Raw genomic sequence first — 16,223 nt, forward strand, 5'->3', positions numbered from 1 at the left:
GAAACACGTTATGTCTAAAACACCAGGAAACAAATACGGCACCACGCCATATGCTGCGACCACGATGCCTGATTTCGGCAGTGAGCCACGGTCTTCGCGACTGACAAAAATGCTGATCTGGCCGCTGTTGGCACTCAACTTGGTCTCGTCAATCATCACATTGATGATAGACAGTGAGGAATTCGTAGCCGACTCGCTGCCACCCGAACAGTTGGAACAGCTGACCCCCGAGGTGATGGATAGCATGGTCACCATGTTTACGGTGACAAACATCGTGACAGCTGTCATCATGCTCGTACTCTTTGTCATCGTCGGGCTCGGATTGCGCGGCAATCGGACCTGGGCCCGCTTCGTGGGACTGATACTGGCGATACTGTTCCTGCTGTCGTCGGCCTACTCGCTGCTGTTAGCAACCGGCTACGGGAATCTCTCAGGCCTCCAGCTTGCAACGACGATTCTCGGATGGATCACCGTGGTGTTGACTGTTGTGTGGATTGTGCAAGCCATGAGTAAATCGACCAGCCAGTGGTTCGCTATCCATCGTCGTTTGCAAAATTAACATAACAATTCGTGGTGTCCTACGCCCATGCGGCAGCACACTGGCCATAAGCCTGGTGTGTTAGGCCGGTAAGTTGAGCATCATATAGTCATGTGCAATGCATTGTTCACATGACGGCTACCTACCGCTCATCATGCTCTGGCAATAATGGCAGCGCATGACACAACAAGAACACGCCATTGAAGATGGAGATGAGGCAATGACGAATAACCCTAATGGGGGACCCGGCGGGCCGACCGGTCCCGGAGGCCCACAGTACGGTCAAGGACCGAGTGGCCAAAACCCAGGAAACGGTGGGCAGTCGCCTTTTGCAAAGGTATTGTCATCAAGCTCTGATCTGCCACAGCCGGTACGCCAATTGCAGCTGGCGGCCCTGGCTTCTGCGGCAGGCTACCTCGTGACACAAATTTTAGTGCTCATCGTCAACAGTGTTGTGTGGTCCGATCTGGCAGCCATGACTGGATTCAGCGAGCTCGCCAGTTTCAGCGGAGCCACGGGTATCGTGGGACTGATCATTACCATGGGTCTCTATGCCCTGGTGATCGTGCCACTGCTTGGCCGTCAAAACTGGGGACGAATCCTTGGGATCGTGTTCGCATTCCTCGGCGGCCTCTCCAGTCTGTTGAGTCTATTTTCCAGCTTCGTTACGCTCACCGTGAGTCCGGGTTATGGTCTCGTCATGCTGCTGGCCGCGCTCGTGACCATCGGCACCGCTGTCTGGTACTTGATCTTCGCGTTCCGCGCTGACGTCGCAGCTTGGTACGTCCCGGGCGGCGGACACGGCTACCAGCAACCCTGGGCTCCTAGCGGTCAGCCGGGCCAGCAGCCGGGTAACAACCCATATGGTCAGACGCCACCTCCCGGACAGCAGCCTCCCTATGGTGGCCAGTACGGTCCAGGCGCTGGAAGCTACGGTTATGAGCCCGGCGGCCCCGGACCAGGTAGCCCAGGCGGCCAGAACCCGCCACAGGGACCACCACCGTCAAATCCATCAAACTAAATATCGCCTGACGGTTCCCGCATGAACCGTACAAATATATCCTGCAGTCAGCCGGTCAGAACACCCTGACCGGCTGACTGCTTCTCATATGACCTGATGCCATGTGTGCATTCGATAGGCTGTACTCGGTTCGAACGAACCGTTGATCCCCTCATTACCGAATGTCAGTGTAGAAAGCCGTAGTCCGCATGCAAAAGCAGCCCGCTCAACAGCAACCGAAGAACGCCAAGAACTTGAGCATCGCTTTTCTTATCCTGGCTGTGGTCATGATCGGTGCGCAATTGATCAACGTGATCATCACACTGTTGCCCTCGGCCGCCGAAACTACATTGCAGCTGGGCGACGGTACGACGGCGTCGGTAGCGTCTTTGCGCAACGCATACATCACCTCGCTCTTATTTCTGCTGCTTCTCTACGGCGCGGTCGCCTTCTGGGTCTACAAATCGAAGAATTGGGCTCGCTGGGTTGCGGCAGTGTTGGCGCTGCTCGCAGCGTTTGGTGGCGTCCAAGGAATCGCACGGCTTCTTGCTGGATCCGGTACTGACATGGTTGGTCTGGCGTTAAGCCTCGCACAGGTCCTCGCTGCAGGATGGGTATTATCCTTAGCCTTTCGCTCAGACGTTCACGAATGGTTTAAAAAGCAGGGTGCCTAATGCCGCCCGTTGACCACCACGACGTTTATACTGTGATGCTATGAGCGTTTCGATCCGACAAGCCAAAAACACCGATGTTCACGAGCTGGCCCCATTGGCCGCACGAACGTTTCCGCTGGCGTGCCCACCCGGCATGGATCGGACGGCTATCGATCATTTCGTGCGCGATGAACTGAACGAAGACGTCTTTAGCGCATGGATCGCCGATGAGAATGTCTACGTGTTGGTCGCCACCGATGGTGCAATGCTCGTGGGATACTCCGTCTGCGTCAACGGAGAGCTTCCAGAGGATGCCCAGCTGGACACCCAGCTGCCAGCCGCCACCTCGGTCATGCTGTCGAAGTTCTATGTGCACCCCGAATTCCACGGGGCAGGCGTTTCTAAGAACATGATGTCGCATCTGATGGAGCAGTACACCACATCGGACCAAGAGTGGATGTGGTTGGGCACCAACGAGGCAAATGCCCGTGCCATCAGTTTTTACGAACGCGTCGGCTTCGAACGGATTGGCACCCGTACCTTCGAAGTTGGAGGACAACCAGCCAAGGACGTTGTGCTCGCTCGCCGGTTGCCCTCCGTCTAATTACTCGTCTTCGCGCGGTGGTCGTGGCCGGTTCCGACGCAGTTTGCCGATCCTCGCAGTTCCTGTTCGTGCCGCGAGCGTGCCGGGCCGTACTCGTGCGTATTCGACATACGGATCACGCATGACGGGTCGTTCATCTGCGGCCTCGGGTTCAATGACCGCGTCCGTATCGTCATCGTCATCGTCCTGGCGGCGTTCGTGTTCTTCGGGCGGCAGTACCTTCTTCCAGCGACGTGTGCGCATCGGCGGCAATTCACTGGCATCTTCACGCAGCCCGCGAGACAGGGCGTACATCTGGAAGTAACCCATCACGAAGAACGGCAGACCCACCAGCACGACGAGCTGCTCGAGGGCCTCGAGCCCACCGGAGCCAGAGAATACCAGCAGGGTAGCCGTCACCACGGCGATGGCAATAGCCCAAAAGATGCGTTGCCCCAGCGGGTTGTAGTCCTCATGGCCGTTGGCCATCGTATCGGTTACGAGAGCGGCTGAGTCGACCGAGGTGATGAAGAAGATGATCACCAGAAGAATGGCGATGACTGAGATGAAGGTCGTGGCCGGGAAATGTTCCAGAAACGCGAAGAGCGCCCCGGGAACGTCCTCATTGTCGACGACGCTCTCGACCAGACCGCCCTCGCCGTTGAGTTCGATGTCGAAGGCCGAGTGACCGAAGATGCCGAACCACAGCACGGAGAATGCGGCAGGCACGCCTAGCACGCCGGCGACGAATTGCCGCACGGTGCGGCCCTTGGAGATCCGTGCGATGAAGATCCCGACGAACGGCGACCAGCTAATCGTCCAGGCCCAATAGAACACCGTCCATGAGTTCTGCCAGCCGGTATCCGCATAGTTATCGTTCCACAAGGCCAACTCGGGAAGATTCATCAAATAACCGCCCACCGATTCGATGGTGCCCTGCAGTATGAAGAGTGTGGAACCCGTGACGAGGATGAATGCCAACAGGGCAACTGCCATCCAAATGTTGATGTTGGACAACACCTTGATGCCGCGGTCTAGGCCTAGCGCCACCGAAATCATAGCGACGCCACCGACCACACCGATGATGACCAGTTGCCAGACCGCACTTTCGGGGACTCCGAAGACGCGATTGATACCGCTGTTGATTTGGAGCGCACCAAGGCCTAATGAGACTGCAACGCCGAAGACCGTCCCGATGATGGCTACGATGTCGATCAACTTCCCGATCCGACCATGGATCCCTTCGCCGATGATGGGCTGAAAGATTGAGCTCACCCGCGGTGGCAGATTCCGTTTGTGAATAAAGTAGGCAAAACACAGGGCCGGCAATGTGAAGATCGTCCACGTATGCAGAGTGAAGTGATAGAAAGTGAAGTTCATGGCATCGGCCGCGGCTTCTGCGGACTCGGGTTCTATGCCGAGCGAGGGCCCGCGCGGCGGGTCACCGTAATGACTGATGGGTTCGGCCACACCCCAAAACATGAGGATACTTCCGATACCGGCGGCGAACAACATGGCGAACCACGCTGGGCCAGAGTGCTCTGGGGCTTCGTCGTCAGGCCCCAATTTCACTCGACCAAACCGACTGATGGCGATGTAGACCAGAAACAGCAGAAAGACGGTGACGCCGAGAATATAAAACCAACCCAGATTGGTATACAACCACTCTGATGCGGCGGAGACCGCAGTATCCATCGGATCGGTAAAGATCACCGTGGCGAGCACGAACACGATAATGACTGCGGCCGATGCGAAGAAAATCGCCGGTGAGGTGCGCAGCCGTAAGAGATCGTGGAGTCGATTCCACATAGCTATCAGCTCCTTGAGGATAGTTGGCCCTGGCCAGGTCAAGGTACGTTCTACACGATTATGGCCCTCTAGAGTCGATACGGAAACCTCTCGGCGCCGATTATTTTGGCCGGTTGCGACGTAGTTTTCCGAGTCGGCCGGAACCTGTTCGTGCTGCCAGTGTGCCGTGATGCCCTACACGACGGTCTTTGGTGACGTAGGGGTCGCGCATGACCGGCCGTGCACCGGCGGCCTCGGGTTCAACGACAGCCTCCGTCTCATCATCGTCATCGTCCTGGCGGCGTTCGTGTTCTTCGGGTGGCAGTACCTTCTTCCAGCGACGTGTGCGCATCGGAGGAATCTCGCTTGCGGCTTCGCGCAGTGCCCGATGGAGGGCATACATTTGGAAGTACGACATCACGAAGAACGGCAGTCCGATCAGTACCACCAACTGTTCCATTGCTTCCAGGCCACCAGAACCGGAGAACACCAAGAGCGTGGCGGCGATCAGTGCGATGGCGATAGCCCAGAAGATGCGTTGCCCCAGAGGGTTGTAGTCTTCATGGCCGTTGGTCATCGTGTCCGTCACCAGCAGCCGCGCTAAAAAATATTATCGGCGAGGTGCGTAGCCGTTAGAGGTCATGGAGTCGGTTCAGCATGCATTTCGCTCCTCGAACGTGTCAGATCTTCGCCAGGTGGAAGGGCTTATACACGATTCTGACGGTCACATCACGTATCCAGGAAGCGCTGAAGAACGATTGATTTTTATGGGCCCGGACTGGAAGGCTGCGAGTAGTTGGAATACAACTCGTGGCGGTCCGGTTACCTCGGACATCCATGGACTGACAGCGAAAGGACGGATATGGCTGACGTAGTTATTATCGGCGGGCACGGAAAAGTCGCAATGCGGACGACTCCACGTCTGGTCGAAGAAGGACACACCGTGACCTCTGTTATCCGTAAGGAGGAGCAGATCCAGGAAGTCGAATCTACCGGCGCGAAAACGGTGCTGTTGGATATTGAACAGGCTACTGTCAATGATTTTTCCGATGCATTTCAGGGCAAGGACGCTGTGATCTGGGCTGCCGGTGCCGGCGGTGGCAATCCAGAACGCACTTACGCGGTGGACCGGGATGCTGCTCAGCGTTCTATTGATGCGGCTGCTCAGGCAGGCGTTGAGCGCTACATCATGATTTCCTATGCTGGCGCAGGTCCGGATCACGGGGTCAGCGAGGACAGCTCGTTTTTCCCTTATGCCGAGTCTAAATCTGCGGCTGATGAGCATCTGCGTAAGAGCGACCTGAAGTACACGATTCTTGGTCCGGGACTGTTGACATTAGAGGATCCGACATTCAAAATCAGTGTTGCACCAGAGACCGGTTCTGCTCAGTCTGCTGACGGCGGCCGTGACACGTCCCGAAGTAATGTTGCCGAGACGATCCTCGTCGCGCTTGAGGAAGATGCCACCGTTGGTCAAACGATTGATTTCTATGACGGCGATATGGATATTCGCGAACTACTCCGGTCGCTGTAACAAGTTCAGCGTTCACTGAATTGACGAAAGGATGACGATGCAGCATTACGACTCCAATGACTCGAAATTTGGGCGAAACATCCGTAAAGGAGCGCCCGACGACTTTGCCGCGTTTGCTGAGTTTGATCAGAAAGTTTTTGCAGAAGAAGGTCATACTCTTTCCAAGAAGACTCGTGAACTGATTGCCATCGGCGTTGCCGCCACAACTCAGTGTCCACACTGCGTTGAGGCTCACTCGCGTGGAGCTGCCCAGGCCGGTGCAACCGAAGGAGAACTCTCGGAAGCAATCATGGTTGCCATGGCATTGCGTGCCGGCGGGGCCATGACTCATGGCTGGATGGCAATGAAGTATTTCAACGATGAGAACTCAGACAAGGGTGAGGACAGCTAAGTCTGCGTTCGCACCAATCTAGGCTGCGGGGATGGAAAGGTATCCGTCTCCGCAGCCTGCTTTTAAGCGATCCAAGATCGTAGACACCGTAACGCGCTTTCGTTTGACGTCTCGATTTTTGGGTTCGAGTCGTTAGGCTGCGATGCGCATGGTGATTTCGGTGCGGTGGTGTCGGTAGTTGTTGGTGTCGAATCGTGGGTTGGGGTCGATCTCTGGCGGGCCGTCGTCGGGGTCATCGGGTGGCCCGGTATCATCCGGCCCGTGTTCTTCGGGTGGGTCACCGGTGTCGGGTGGCTCGGCTGTACTGACTGGTGGGGTGGTCGTGGTGTATTGGTGACCGGTCGGGGTGATCACGGTCAAATGGTCGGGGTTGCCGTCGTGGCGCCATCCGGTGGCTTCTTTGGTCTGGTTACAGGCCGCGCAGAGCCCGCTGGCATTGTCCCAACTGGTGGGCCCACCGTTGTTGACGGGGGTGATGTGGTCAATCTGCTGAATCGGTGCGTCACAATAGGGGGTGCGACACACGCCGTCTCGCAGGGTGACCATACGCTTCAGGCCGTCGGGGAACGCGCGGCGACGCGACTCCATCCCTACCAGCTGGTGGTTTTCGGGTCTGGTGAATACCCGGCGCAGGAAGATCTCTGCGTTCGGGTCAGCAACCCAATTCCTTGCGGTTTCGGCTGGGATGGGGCCGTGGCCGGTCAACCATGCTGGGGCCTGCCCGTCACCAAACAACGCGGCATCAGTCATCACCAACTGCACCTCAGCGGCCACCGCCGGTGCCGTGGTCTGGCCGGTAGCACGCTCGATGAGCAGATCCGCCATGAGCTGATCACGACTCCGCCGTGGACCCGACGGGTTGGCAGGATCCACAGTGTCACCATCAGCAACCCGACTAGTCGCTGCTTTGTGTAAGCAGGCCAGCACGCCGACGGCTTGGGGCATCGGCACCAACGCCGAAATATAAGCCATTCCACCGGGTGCGGGACGCACTGACACCCGGCGCTGCGACCGAGACCGCTCCTGTCGATCCCGGGCGGTGACCTGGTCGAGTTTCTGGGCCTCACCACGCACCATGTTGCCTAACGTCCGGGGCCCCACCCCGTCTAGCCGGTGGGCTATCCGCTCATCAACCATCCGGCGGTGCTTGGTGGAGAGCCATTTGGTTTCTGTGGCGACCACCTGGGCGTGCTCCTCATGAATCACCCCGGCCTCTAGGGCATGCAGGGTGTGGGGTAGACACCCGACCAATGCGTGGGCGGTGTCTAGGTGGCGTTTGCCACGGGCCGGGGAATCACCCCGGGCCAACCCAACCTCTGAAGCCAGACCTGTACCCCACCGGTCCTTGGGCACACCTGCGGCAGCTTGCTTATTCAACCGGTATTGCTCCAACACCGCAGTGTGTTTGGCCTGAACTGCCGACAGCGCCGATTTACTGCGTTCTAGCACAGCCAACAACTCAATGGCCTCAGCCTCAGACCCGGCAGGATCCATCTCGACAAGATCCTCACACACTGCTTCTAGGTCTGCTACCAGTGCCGAGGAACGCTGCATAGTCTGCTCAAGACTCACAAGGCACCACTCCTTTCAACACAACAGCAGGAAAACAAAAACAGGGGCCGGAAATGCATCCAGCAAGCAGAGCGACCCTGTTTCGATATTTCCCCCATTCTACCGTGCATTGAGTCACATGACAAGAGTTATACATATCTTTTGAAGTACTTTACATTACTTGAAGTCGGTTTATACCATGTGGGTGCCACGGGTGTATGGTGTGTCGCTACTTTTGTGGATAACCTACCAACACACTCAACCACTATCCACAAGTCGGCACCATACAAGCGGGGGAGCGGTTCACTCTTCCTGCTAGCGGCGGCGTCCGAGCGGCGGGTTTACTTCTGACGTTAAAACACTGCGGGGGACGGAAATGAATCCGTCCCCCGCAGTGTGTGCTGCTAAAGCGTCTTAGACGTTGCGAGCGAGAATCGCTTGCTTGACCTCAGCAATGGCCTTGGTGACCTGAATGCCTCGTGGGCATGCATCGGTGCAGTTGAAGGTGGTACGGCAACGCCATACGCCTTCTTTGTCGTTGAGTACCTCAAGACGCATGTCGCCACCTTCGTCACGTGAGTCGAAGATGAAGCGGTGTGCGTTGACGATCGCAGCTGGGCCGAAGTACTGACCATCGGTCCAGAAGATCGGGCATGACGATGTGCATGCTGCGCACAGGATGCACTTGGTGGTGTCGTCGAAGCGTTCGCGGTCTTCAGCAGACTGCAGACGTTCACGGGTTGGTTCCTTGGAGTCATCGGCGATGAGGAACGGCATGATTTCGCGGTAGGACTGGAAGAACGGCTCCATGTCGACGATCATGTCTTTTTCGACTGGCAGACCCTTGATTGGTTCTACGGTGATCGGTTTGGAGGTGTCCAGGTCTTTGAGTAGTACCTTGCACGCCAGACGGTTTACACCGTTGATGCGCATGGCGTCGGAACCACAAATACCGTGTGCACAGGAACGACGGAAGGTCAGTGAACCATCCAGCTCCCATTTGATCTTGTGTAGTGCATCAAGCACACGGTCGGTTCCGAACATTTCTACAGTCCAGGAATCCCAGTATGCTTCTTCGTGGAATTCAGGCTGGTAGCGACGGACCTGCATGGTGACAGTGAATGATTCAATGCCACCTGCTTCGTTGTTGCTGCCGGCGTCGGCGGTTTCGGTTGGTTCGAAAGTAGTAGTCATTAGTACTTACGCTCCATCGGTTCGTAGCGGGTCATGGTGACGTCTTTGGTATCAAAACGGATGCCTTTGACGCCTTCTGTTTCGGCGGTCTCGTCGCGGTACAGCATCGAGTGGACCATCCATTTGTCGTCATCACGGTCTGGGAAGTCTTCGCGGAAGTGGCCACCGCGGGACTCTGGGCGGTGCAGTGCTGCAACGGACATGGCCTCTGCGATGTCGAGCAGGTAGCCAAGTTCGAGACCTTCGAGAAGGTCCAGGTTGTAGCGTTTGCCCTTATCTTGGACTGCAACATTTTTATAGCGTTCGCGCAGGTTGTCGATTTTGTCGATTGCGCGACGAATGGTGTCTTCGGAACGGAATACCTGCATGTCGGCATCCATGACTTCCTGGAGCTCGGCGCGCAGTGCGCCAACTTTTTCGGTCCCTTCAGCGGAGCGGAGCGATTCGATCTGGTTCTCGAGGAACGCTTCGCCGTTGTCTGGCAGCTCAACGAAGTCGGCATCCTTGGCGTATTCGGCGGCGTAAATACCGGCGCGACGACCAAAGACGTTGATGTCGAGCAGCGAGTTGGTACCCAAACGGTTTGCCCCGTGGACGGATACGCATGCCACCTCACCGGCGGCGTACAGGCCGGGGATGGTGGTCTCGTTGTCCTGGAGTACGTTGGCCTCGATATCGGTTGGGATACCACCCATCACGTAGTGACAGGTTGGAAAGACCGGAACCGGCTCGGTATAGGGTTCGACGCCCAGGTAGGTGCGCGCGAACTCGGTAATATCCGGGAGTTTGGCATCGATGTGCTCTGGTTCCAGGTGGGTGAGGTCCAACAGGACGTAGTCCTTATTTGGTCCGGCACCGCGGCCTTCACGCACTTCGTTCGCCATCGAACGGGCCACGATGTCACGTGGGGCCAAGTCCTTAATGGTTGGCGCGTAGCGTTCCATGAAGCGCTCACCATCGGCGTTACGGAGAATACCGCCTTCACCGCGGGCTGCTTCAGACAACAGGATACCCAGCCCAGCCAAACCGGTTGGGTGGAACTGGATGAACTCCATGTCTTCTAGTGGAATACCGTGGCGGTAGGCGATGGCCATGCCGTCACCGGTCAGGGTGTGGGCGTTGGAGGTGGTCTTGAAGACCTTGCCTGCACCACCGGTAGCAAAGACCACGGATTTGGCCTGGAAGATGTGAATTTCACCGGTTGCCAGTTCGAGCGAGACAACACCGGCGACGCGCTTCTGCTTGTACGGGGTGCCGTCTTCACGGGTTGCGTCTTCTTCAACCATCAGCATGTCGAGGACGTAGAACTCGTTGTAGAACTCGACGTTGTGTTTGACACAGTTTTGGTAGAGGGTCTGCAGGATCATGTGACCGGTGCGGTCAGCGGCATAGCAAGCGCGGCGGACCGGAGCCTTCCCGTGGTCACGGGTGTGTCCACCGAAGCGACGCTGGTCGATCTTGCCTTCGGGCGTACGGTTAAACGGCAGACCCATTTTTTCTAGGTCCAGCACCGCATCGATGGCTTCTTTGGCCATGACTTCTGCGGCGTCCTGATCCACGATGTAGTCGCCACCTTTGACGGTGTCGAACGTGTGCCATTCCCAGTTGTCTTCTTCAACGTTTGCCAGAGCGGCACACATGCCACCTTGGGCGGCCCCGGTGTGCGAGCGCGTGGGGTATAGCTTCGTGAGCACCGCGGTCCGTGCACGCTGACCGGATTCGATGGCTGCGCGCATACCTGCGCCACCAGCGCCAACAATCACGACGTCGTACTTATGTACTTGCATCAGATGAAGTCTCTTCTTTCTTAGTCTTGTCGGCTTCGGTGCTTATTGGTTGAAGCAGAAGCTTGGCGAGTTGTCCAGCAGGTTGCCCGCAGCATCGGTCATACATGGTTCGAAGGTGAAAATCACCAGGGTACCGAGGACGATGATGGCGATGGAGGCCAGGTAGAGAGCAACTTTGAAACCAACGCGGGTGCGATCTTTGTTGGTGTAGTCATCAATGATGGTGGACACACCAATGGTGCCGTGGATCATCGCGAGCCACAGCATGACCAGATCCCAGATCTGCCACAGCGGGGAGGCCCATTTACCGGCAACCAGTCCGAAGTTCAGACCGTGTACACCGTCGCCGACCATGAGGTTGGAGAACAGGTGCACAAAGATCAAGACCATCAAGATTGGTCCGGAAATGCGCATGAAGAGCCATTTGACCATTTCCCGGTTTGAGCCCGGGGATGCAGACTTGCGAAGATATTTTGGATCGATGTCGCCACTTCGTGGTGCGGCGATGTTTAGCTGTTGAGTTGCCATGCGCTTAACCTCCCAGAACCAGCATCATGTGGCGTACGAAGAATGCGCCGAATACGACTACCCAGAGAATCATGACGGTCCATAGCATCGACTTGTGATACTTGGTGCCCTTTTTCCAGAAGTCGACCAGTACAACGCGGATGCCGTTAAATGCGTGATAGACCACTGCGCCGACGAGTCCAGCTTCACCGATGGCCATGTACCAGTTCTTATAGGTACCGATGACGGCGTCATAGGCTTCGGGGGACACGCGGACCAGTGCGGTATCGAGCACGTGGACCAATAAGAATAAGAAAATCACCACGCCGGTGATGCGGTGGGCCACCCAGGACCACATACCTTCTTTTCCGCGATACAGTGTCCCTCTGCCGGATTTCTTTTCGGCAGGAGGAGACTGCTGCGCGGTTGTCGCAGTAGACATTATGAAACCTCCAAAAGTACGCAGGGTGGCGCCTAGACCGTATTTTTCAGTCACTCTTTCAGCGCCGGTGCGAGTTGCGTCCTTAGCACTAGGCTAATACTAACTCGTGAGCGAAACGTTAATACGACACTGTACTTTGCGCTATCGGTAACTTCAGTAAGTTGTCAGAGATCTGCAATACAGTAGTTTGGGTGAACCAACAGCAGTTTTCATCATCTCATATTCCGGAGCTTGACCGTTTTTGGGCCGTGGTCCCGGCCGGCGGCGTCGGAACCCGACTGTGGCCATTATCACGTGCGGCCGCCCCAAAGTTTTTGCATGACCTCACCGGCTCAGGTCAGACCCTCATTCGTGCCACGTATGACCGGCTGCATCCGATCGCGGGCGACAAGGTGATGGTTGTGACGGGCGAAGCCCATCGCGACGCAGTGTGTGACCAACTTTCCGCCGTGGCCCAGGACAACGTCATCCTGGAGCCCGAACCGAAAGATTCGGGGGCAGCTATCGGGCTGGCTGCCGCGTTGCTGTATGAACGTGACCCCGAAGCGATCATGGGGTCGTTTGCGGCCGACCAGGTCATTGGCCCCGATGACGTGTTTCGCGCCTCGGTGGTCGAAGCCATCGCCACGGCCGCCACGCACAAGATTGTGACCATCGGCATTAAACCCACCTACCCTTCGACGGGTTTTGGTTACATCCGCCAGGGCGAAAAACTGATGATCGATGGGGCGCCGTCGGCATATAAAGTCGACAAATTCGTGGAAAAGCCAGCGGCCGAGGTAGCGCAACGTTACGTGGAGTCGGGCAAACATTTTTGGAACGCGGGCATGTTCGTGGCGCCTGTAAAACTGCTGCTGCAACACCTGCAGGCCAACGAGCCAGAACTCTATGACGGCGTGACCGCGATCGCCAAGGCCACCGAGGCCGGTCAGGCGGAACAAGCCATGGCGGAGATTTGGCCTGGTCTGCCGAAAATCGCCATTGATTACGCGGTCGCTGAACCAGCAGCCGAGGCCGGCGATGTGGCCGTCATCCCCGGAGACTTTATTTGGGACGACGTGGGCGACTTCGCCGCGATTGCGCGTTTGAACCCGGCAGCCGATGAATCCGGTGTCACCGTCATCGGCGAAACCCCACGGGTATATGCCGATGACGCCAATGGTGTAGTGGTGACCGATACCTCACGGGTCATCGCCCTGATCGGGGTCGAAGACATCGTGGTGGTCGACACTCCCGACGCGCTGTTGGTGACCACCACCGAGCACGCACAATCCGTCAAACACGCCGTGGAATCAATCAAAGCCCACGGGGATGATGATGTCCTGTGACCGATTCGCCACAAAACCTTGCGCACTCTGACCAACAGCCCGTCCGCGACGATCCGGGGCTGCCACGCATTGCCTCGGCGGTCCGTCAGGTACTCGATGCGACCGTGGCGTTGCGTCGGGATCTACACCAGCACCCCGAGCTAGCCTTTCGCGAGCACCGCACAACCGAGCAGATCATCGCCACATTGCAACGCTATGGACTGCAAGCCAACCGGCTCGAAGGAACTACCGGTGCCTGGGTAGATGTCGGCTCAGGCCCCGTCGTGCTGGGCATTCGTGCCGATATTGACGCGCTGCCGGTCCAAGAATCCACCGGGCTGGCCTACGCCTCCATCCACGACGGGATTGCCCACGCGTGCGGCCACGACATCCATACGGCGGTCGCAGTGGGCGCCGCGGTGACCCTGCAGCGACTGTTGACCGGCCAGGCGGATGTTTCGGTAGACGACTTTGTGCTGACCGGCCGGGTGCGCATCATCTTCCAGCCGGCTGAAGAAGTGTTGCCCGGCGGATCGCTCGAGGTGATTCGTCAGGGGCTGCTGGATGATGTGCCACGGATTATTGGGCTGCACACTGACCCGAGTTTCGATGTGGGCACCATCGGCACCCGCATCGGAGCCATCACCTCGGCCACTGATACGCTGCGCGTCACGCTGACCGGCAGCGGCGGCCATACCTCCCGGCCCCAGCACACCCAGGACGTCGTGTTCGCCCTGTCACAGATTGCTGCCCAGGTGCCGGCCATCCTGTCGCGTCGCGTCGATGTGCGATCCGGAGTGCAACTGACCTGGGGGCATATTCAAGCCGGTCACGCGCCCAATGCGATCCCCGCCACCGGGCAGCTGTCGGGCACCTTCCGGTCATTGGATGCCGACGCATGGGAATCGGCGGGGCACCTCCTCGATGAGATCATCGGCCAGGTCGCGGCACCGTACGGCGTCAAAGTCGAACTCGAACACGTGCGCGGCGTGCCGCCGGTGGTCAACAACGAGGCCGAAACCGACCTGATCGAAGACGCCACCCGGTTCGAACTGGGTTCACGCACCATCGAGCTTGCCGAACAATCAATGGGCGGCGAAGACTTTGCCTGGATGACGCAAAAGATACCCGGATCCATGCTGCGACTCGGCACCCGCACGCCCTCGGGCCCCTCCTACGACCTGCACCAGGGCGACTACAACCCCGATGAACGCGCCATCGGGGTGGGCATCCAAATCTTCACCCAGGCGGCACTGCGCGCACTGACCGGAGCCGCGTGATGGACCCGCACGACCCGCACGCCCGACTCCACGCCGCCGCGCTCGAGGTACTGCCACGTGCCTACGCCCCGTACTCGAATCACCCGGTGGCTGCCGCGGCGCTGGACGATGCCGGGACCATCCACACCGGGGTCAACATCGAAAACGCGGCCTACGGTGTCACCCTGTGTGCCGAATGCTCGCTCATCTCGTCATGGCGAATGCAGCACGGCACCGCGCTGACGCACCTGGTGTGTCTCAACGGTGCCGGTGCATACATCACCCCGTGTGGCCGCTGCCGGCAGCTGCTGTTCGAACACGCACCGCCTGAGCTCTCGATCGCCACCGCCAACGGGCCGGTGACACTGCATGATTTGTTGCCGCTGGCATTTGGCCCCGACAACCTGCAGGAGACCTGATGCACACCGCCGTCGACATCATCACCGCGAAACGCAACGGACACCAGCTCACCACGCAGCACATCAGTTGGATGGTCAATGCCTATACCGCCGGTGACGTCTCCGATGAGCAATTCGCCGCATTGGCGATGGCGATCTACTTCCAGGGGCTCAACGATGACGAACTGCTCGCGTTGACCACCGCAATGCTCAACTCGGGCACGACGCTGAGCTTTTCGGATCTGGGGAAACCGACCGCCGATAAACATTCGACCGGGGGAGTGGGCGACAAGATTACGTTGCCGCTGACCCCGTTGGTCGCCTCCTACGGGGTGGCGGTACCCCAACTCTCCGGTCGAGGGTTGGGCCACACCGGTGGCACACTCGACAAACTTGAAGCCATCCCCGGGTTCCGCGTCGATCTCACCGAGGCACAGATCCGAGCCCAACTGTTGGATCCGGGTGGGGTCATCTGTGCTCCCACAGCCCAGTTAGCACCGGCAGATAAGAAAATCTATGCCCTGCGCGATGTGACCGGAACCGTGGACAGTATGCCGCTCATTGCGTCATCGATCATGTCCAAAAAGCTCGCCGAAGGCACCGATACGTTGGTTTTGGATGTCAAGACCGGTACCGGTGCGTTCATGCAAGACGAAGCACAAGCCCGTCAACTCGCCCAGAAAATGGTGTGGCTGGGGCAAGCGCACGGCGTCAATACCACCGCGGTACTCACCCGCATGGACACACCGCTGGGCTATACGGTCGGCAACGCCATTGAGGTTGAAGAAACCCTTGAGGTGCTGGCCGGTGGTGGCCCCGCCGACGTCGTCGAACTCACCGTGACCCTAGCTCAACACATGCTGACAGGCGCCGGTATCGACGCCGATCCCGCAGACCACCTGGCCAATGGCAAAGCCATGGACGCGTGGCGCGCAATGGTCACAGCGCAATACGGTGATCCGGATGTGCCGCTGCCGACCCCGAGCCATTCGCACACCGTGGTGGCCGAACACACCGGTGTGGTGACCAGCATGGACGCCCGAGCGGTCGGCGAAGCCGCATGGCGAATCGGGGCCGGGCGACAGTATCAAGGTCAAGCTGTGCAAGCCACCGCCGGGATCCGACTGTATGCCAAACCCGGTGACACGGTCCACGCCGGTGACCCGCTGGGCACGCTGTACACCGAAACACCCGAGCGTTTTGAAACGTCCGCGCAGATCCTGCAGAATGCCATCCAGACCGGACAGGCTTTTACCGCACCACGCCTCATCGTTGATGTCATCAGCTAACA

At 58.2% G+C, this 16,223-nt stretch carries 17 protein-coding genes; 10 read left to right on the forward strand and 7 right to left on the reverse strand.

Annotated elements, in window-relative coordinates:
* The first annotated feature begins 10 nt into the window (after positions 1-10).
* From ACYVJT_RS02925 to ACYVJT_RS02940, 4 genes are all read left to right on the forward strand, one after another.
* Positions 11-559, forward strand: coding sequence for a hypothetical protein (locus tag ACYVJT_RS02925; RefSeq protein WP_343955677.1), 549 nt, complete (start codon positions 11-13; stop codon positions 557-559).
* A gap of 157 nt (positions 560-716) precedes the next feature.
* Positions 717-1,559: a hypothetical protein gene (locus ACYVJT_RS02930; RefSeq protein WP_343955675.1), complete on the forward strand. Its 843-nt coding sequence runs from the start codon at positions 717-719 to the stop codon at positions 1,557-1,559.
* 188 nt (positions 1,560-1,747) lie between these two features.
* Positions 1,748-2,212 carry a hypothetical protein gene (locus ACYVJT_RS02935; protein ID WP_343955673.1) on the forward strand — a complete coding sequence of 155 codons (465 nt, stop codon included), beginning with the start codon at positions 1,748-1,750 and terminating at the stop codon, positions 2,210-2,212.
* A gap of 40 nt (positions 2,213-2,252) precedes the next feature.
* Positions 2,253-2,795 carry a GNAT family N-acetyltransferase gene (locus tag ACYVJT_RS02940; protein ID WP_343955671.1) on the forward strand — a complete coding sequence of 181 codons (543 nt, stop codon included), beginning with the start codon at positions 2,253-2,255 and terminating at the stop codon, positions 2,793-2,795.
* Here the strand turns inward: ACYVJT_RS02940 and ACYVJT_RS02945 are convergent, their stop codons facing one another.
* The gene (locus ACYVJT_RS02945) at positions 2,796-4,583 is read right to left on the reverse strand and encodes a BCCT family transporter (RefSeq protein WP_343955669.1); all 1,788 of its coding nucleotides are present in this window, start codon (positions 4,581-4,583) and stop codon (positions 2,796-2,798) included.
* 100 nt (positions 4,584-4,683) lie between these two features.
* Entirely contained in the window at positions 4,684-5,151 is a 468-nt protein-coding gene (locus ACYVJT_RS02950; protein ID WP_343955667.1) for a BCCT family transporter, read from the reverse strand.
* A gap of 273 nt (positions 5,152-5,424) precedes the next feature.
* Between ACYVJT_RS02950 and ACYVJT_RS02955 the strand changes: the two genes are divergently transcribed.
* On the forward strand, positions 5,425-6,096 hold the full coding sequence (locus tag ACYVJT_RS02955; protein ID WP_343955665.1) for an SDR family oxidoreductase: 672 nt from the start codon (positions 5,425-5,427) through the stop codon (positions 6,094-6,096).
* 37 nt (positions 6,097-6,133) lie between these two features.
* On the forward strand, positions 6,134-6,487 hold the full coding sequence (locus ACYVJT_RS02960) for a carboxymuconolactone decarboxylase family protein (protein WP_343955663.1): 354 nt from the start codon (positions 6,134-6,136) through the stop codon (positions 6,485-6,487).
* Positions 6,488-6,619: 132 nt separating this feature from the next.
* On the opposite strand, the gene ACYVJT_RS02965 is transcribed toward ACYVJT_RS02960, so the two are convergent.
* The 5 genes from ACYVJT_RS02965 to sdhC all read right to left on the reverse strand — a co-directional run bounded on the left by ACYVJT_RS02965 (position 6,620) and on the right by sdhC (position 11,968).
* The gene (locus tag ACYVJT_RS02965; protein ID WP_343955660.1) at positions 6,620-8,059 is read right to left on the reverse strand and encodes an HNH endonuclease; all 1,440 of its coding nucleotides are present in this window, start codon (positions 8,057-8,059) and stop codon (positions 6,620-6,622) included.
* Positions 8,060-8,452: 393 nt separating this feature from the next.
* Positions 8,453-9,232: a succinate dehydrogenase iron-sulfur subunit gene (locus tag ACYVJT_RS02970; protein WP_343955658.1), complete on the reverse strand. Its 780-nt coding sequence runs from the start codon at positions 9,230-9,232 to the stop codon at positions 8,453-8,455.
* Positions 9,232-11,019: a succinate dehydrogenase flavoprotein subunit gene (sdhA, locus tag ACYVJT_RS02975; RefSeq protein WP_343955656.1), complete on the reverse strand. Its 1,788-nt coding sequence runs from the start codon at positions 11,017-11,019 to the stop codon at positions 9,232-9,234. The genes ACYVJT_RS02970 and sdhA overlap by 1 nt, the downstream gene beginning before the upstream one ends.
* A gap of 42 nt (positions 11,020-11,061) precedes the next feature.
* Complete coding sequence (locus ACYVJT_RS02980; protein WP_343955653.1) at positions 11,062-11,547, reverse strand: succinate dehydrogenase hydrophobic membrane anchor subunit; 486 nt, start codon at positions 11,545-11,547, stop codon at positions 11,062-11,064.
* A 4-nt stretch (positions 11,548-11,551) separates the two neighbouring features.
* Entirely contained in the window at positions 11,552-11,968 is a 417-nt protein-coding gene (sdhC, locus tag ACYVJT_RS02985) for a succinate dehydrogenase, cytochrome b556 subunit (protein WP_343955651.1), read from the reverse strand.
* Between the two features lie 191 nt (positions 11,969-12,159).
* Between sdhC and ACYVJT_RS02990 the strand changes: the two genes are divergently transcribed.
* From ACYVJT_RS02990 to ACYVJT_RS03005, 4 genes are read left to right on the forward strand one after another with little or no spacing between them, the layout of a single operon-like run.
* A complete protein-coding gene (locus ACYVJT_RS02990) occupies positions 12,160-13,296 on the forward strand; it encodes a mannose-1-phosphate guanylyltransferase (protein ID WP_343955649.1) in 1,137 nt (378 codons plus the stop codon).
* Positions 13,293-14,555, forward strand: a complete 1,263-nt coding sequence (locus ACYVJT_RS02995; protein ID WP_425579832.1) for an amidohydrolase — start codon at positions 13,293-13,295, stop codon at positions 14,553-14,555. The genes ACYVJT_RS02990 and ACYVJT_RS02995 overlap by 4 nt, the downstream gene beginning before the upstream one ends.
* On the forward strand, positions 14,555-14,953 hold the full coding sequence (locus ACYVJT_RS03000) for a cytidine deaminase (RefSeq protein ID WP_343955705.1): 399 nt from the start codon (positions 14,555-14,557) through the stop codon (positions 14,951-14,953). Before ACYVJT_RS02995 ends, ACYVJT_RS03000 begins: the two co-directional genes overlap by 1 nt.
* The gene (locus ACYVJT_RS03005) at positions 14,953-16,221 is read left to right on the forward strand and encodes a thymidine phosphorylase (protein WP_343955647.1); all 1,269 of its coding nucleotides are present in this window, start codon (positions 14,953-14,955) and stop codon (positions 16,219-16,221) included. Before ACYVJT_RS03000 ends, ACYVJT_RS03005 begins: the two co-directional genes overlap by 1 nt.
* Positions 16,222-16,223 lie beyond the last annotated feature (2 nt).

Source organism: Yaniella soli (genome assembly GCF_054782375.1).

Bases quoted from the DNA above. Each gene is read 5' to 3' on its own strand.
- ACYVJT_RS02925 (WP_343955677.1), top strand. From the start codon at position 11: ATGTCTAAAACACCAGGAAACAAATACGGCACCACGCCATATGCTGCG.
- ACYVJT_RS02930 (WP_343955675.1), top strand. From the start codon at position 717: ATGACACAACAAGAACACGCCATTGAAGATGGAGATGAGGCAATGACG.
- ACYVJT_RS02935 (WP_343955673.1), top strand. From the start codon at position 1,748: ATGCAAAAGCAGCCCGCTCAACAGCAACCGAAGAACGCCAAGAACTTG.
- ACYVJT_RS02940 (WP_343955671.1), top strand. From the start codon at position 2,253: ATGAGCGTTTCGATCCGACAAGCCAAAAACACCGATGTTCACGAGCTG.
- ACYVJT_RS02945 (WP_343955669.1), bottom strand. From the start codon at position 4,583: ATGTGGAATCGACTCCACGATCTCTTACGGCTGCGCACCTCACCGGCG.
- ACYVJT_RS02955 (WP_343955665.1), top strand. From the start codon at position 5,425: ATGGCTGACGTAGTTATTATCGGCGGGCACGGAAAAGTCGCAATGCGG.
- ACYVJT_RS02960 (WP_343955663.1), top strand. From the start codon at position 6,134: ATGCAGCATTACGACTCCAATGACTCGAAATTTGGGCGAAACATCCGT.
- ACYVJT_RS02970 (WP_343955658.1), bottom strand. From the start codon at position 9,232: ATGACTACTACTTTCGAACCAACCGAAACCGCCGACGCCGGCAGCAAC.
- sdhA (WP_343955656.1), bottom strand. From the start codon at position 11,019: ATGCAAGTACATAAGTACGACGTCGTGATTGTTGGCGCTGGTGGCGCA.
- ACYVJT_RS02980 (WP_343955653.1), bottom strand. From the start codon at position 11,547: ATGGCAACTCAACAGCTAAACATCGCCGCACCACGAAGTGGCGACATC.
- sdhC (WP_343955651.1), bottom strand. From the start codon at position 11,968: ATGTCTACTGCGACAACCGCGCAGCAGTCTCCTCCTGCCGAAAAGAAA.
- ACYVJT_RS03000 (WP_343955705.1), top strand. From the start codon at position 14,555: ATGGACCCGCACGACCCGCACGCCCGACTCCACGCCGCCGCGCTCGAG.
- ACYVJT_RS03005 (WP_343955647.1), top strand. From the start codon at position 14,953: ATGCACACCGCCGTCGACATCATCACCGCGAAACGCAACGGACACCAG.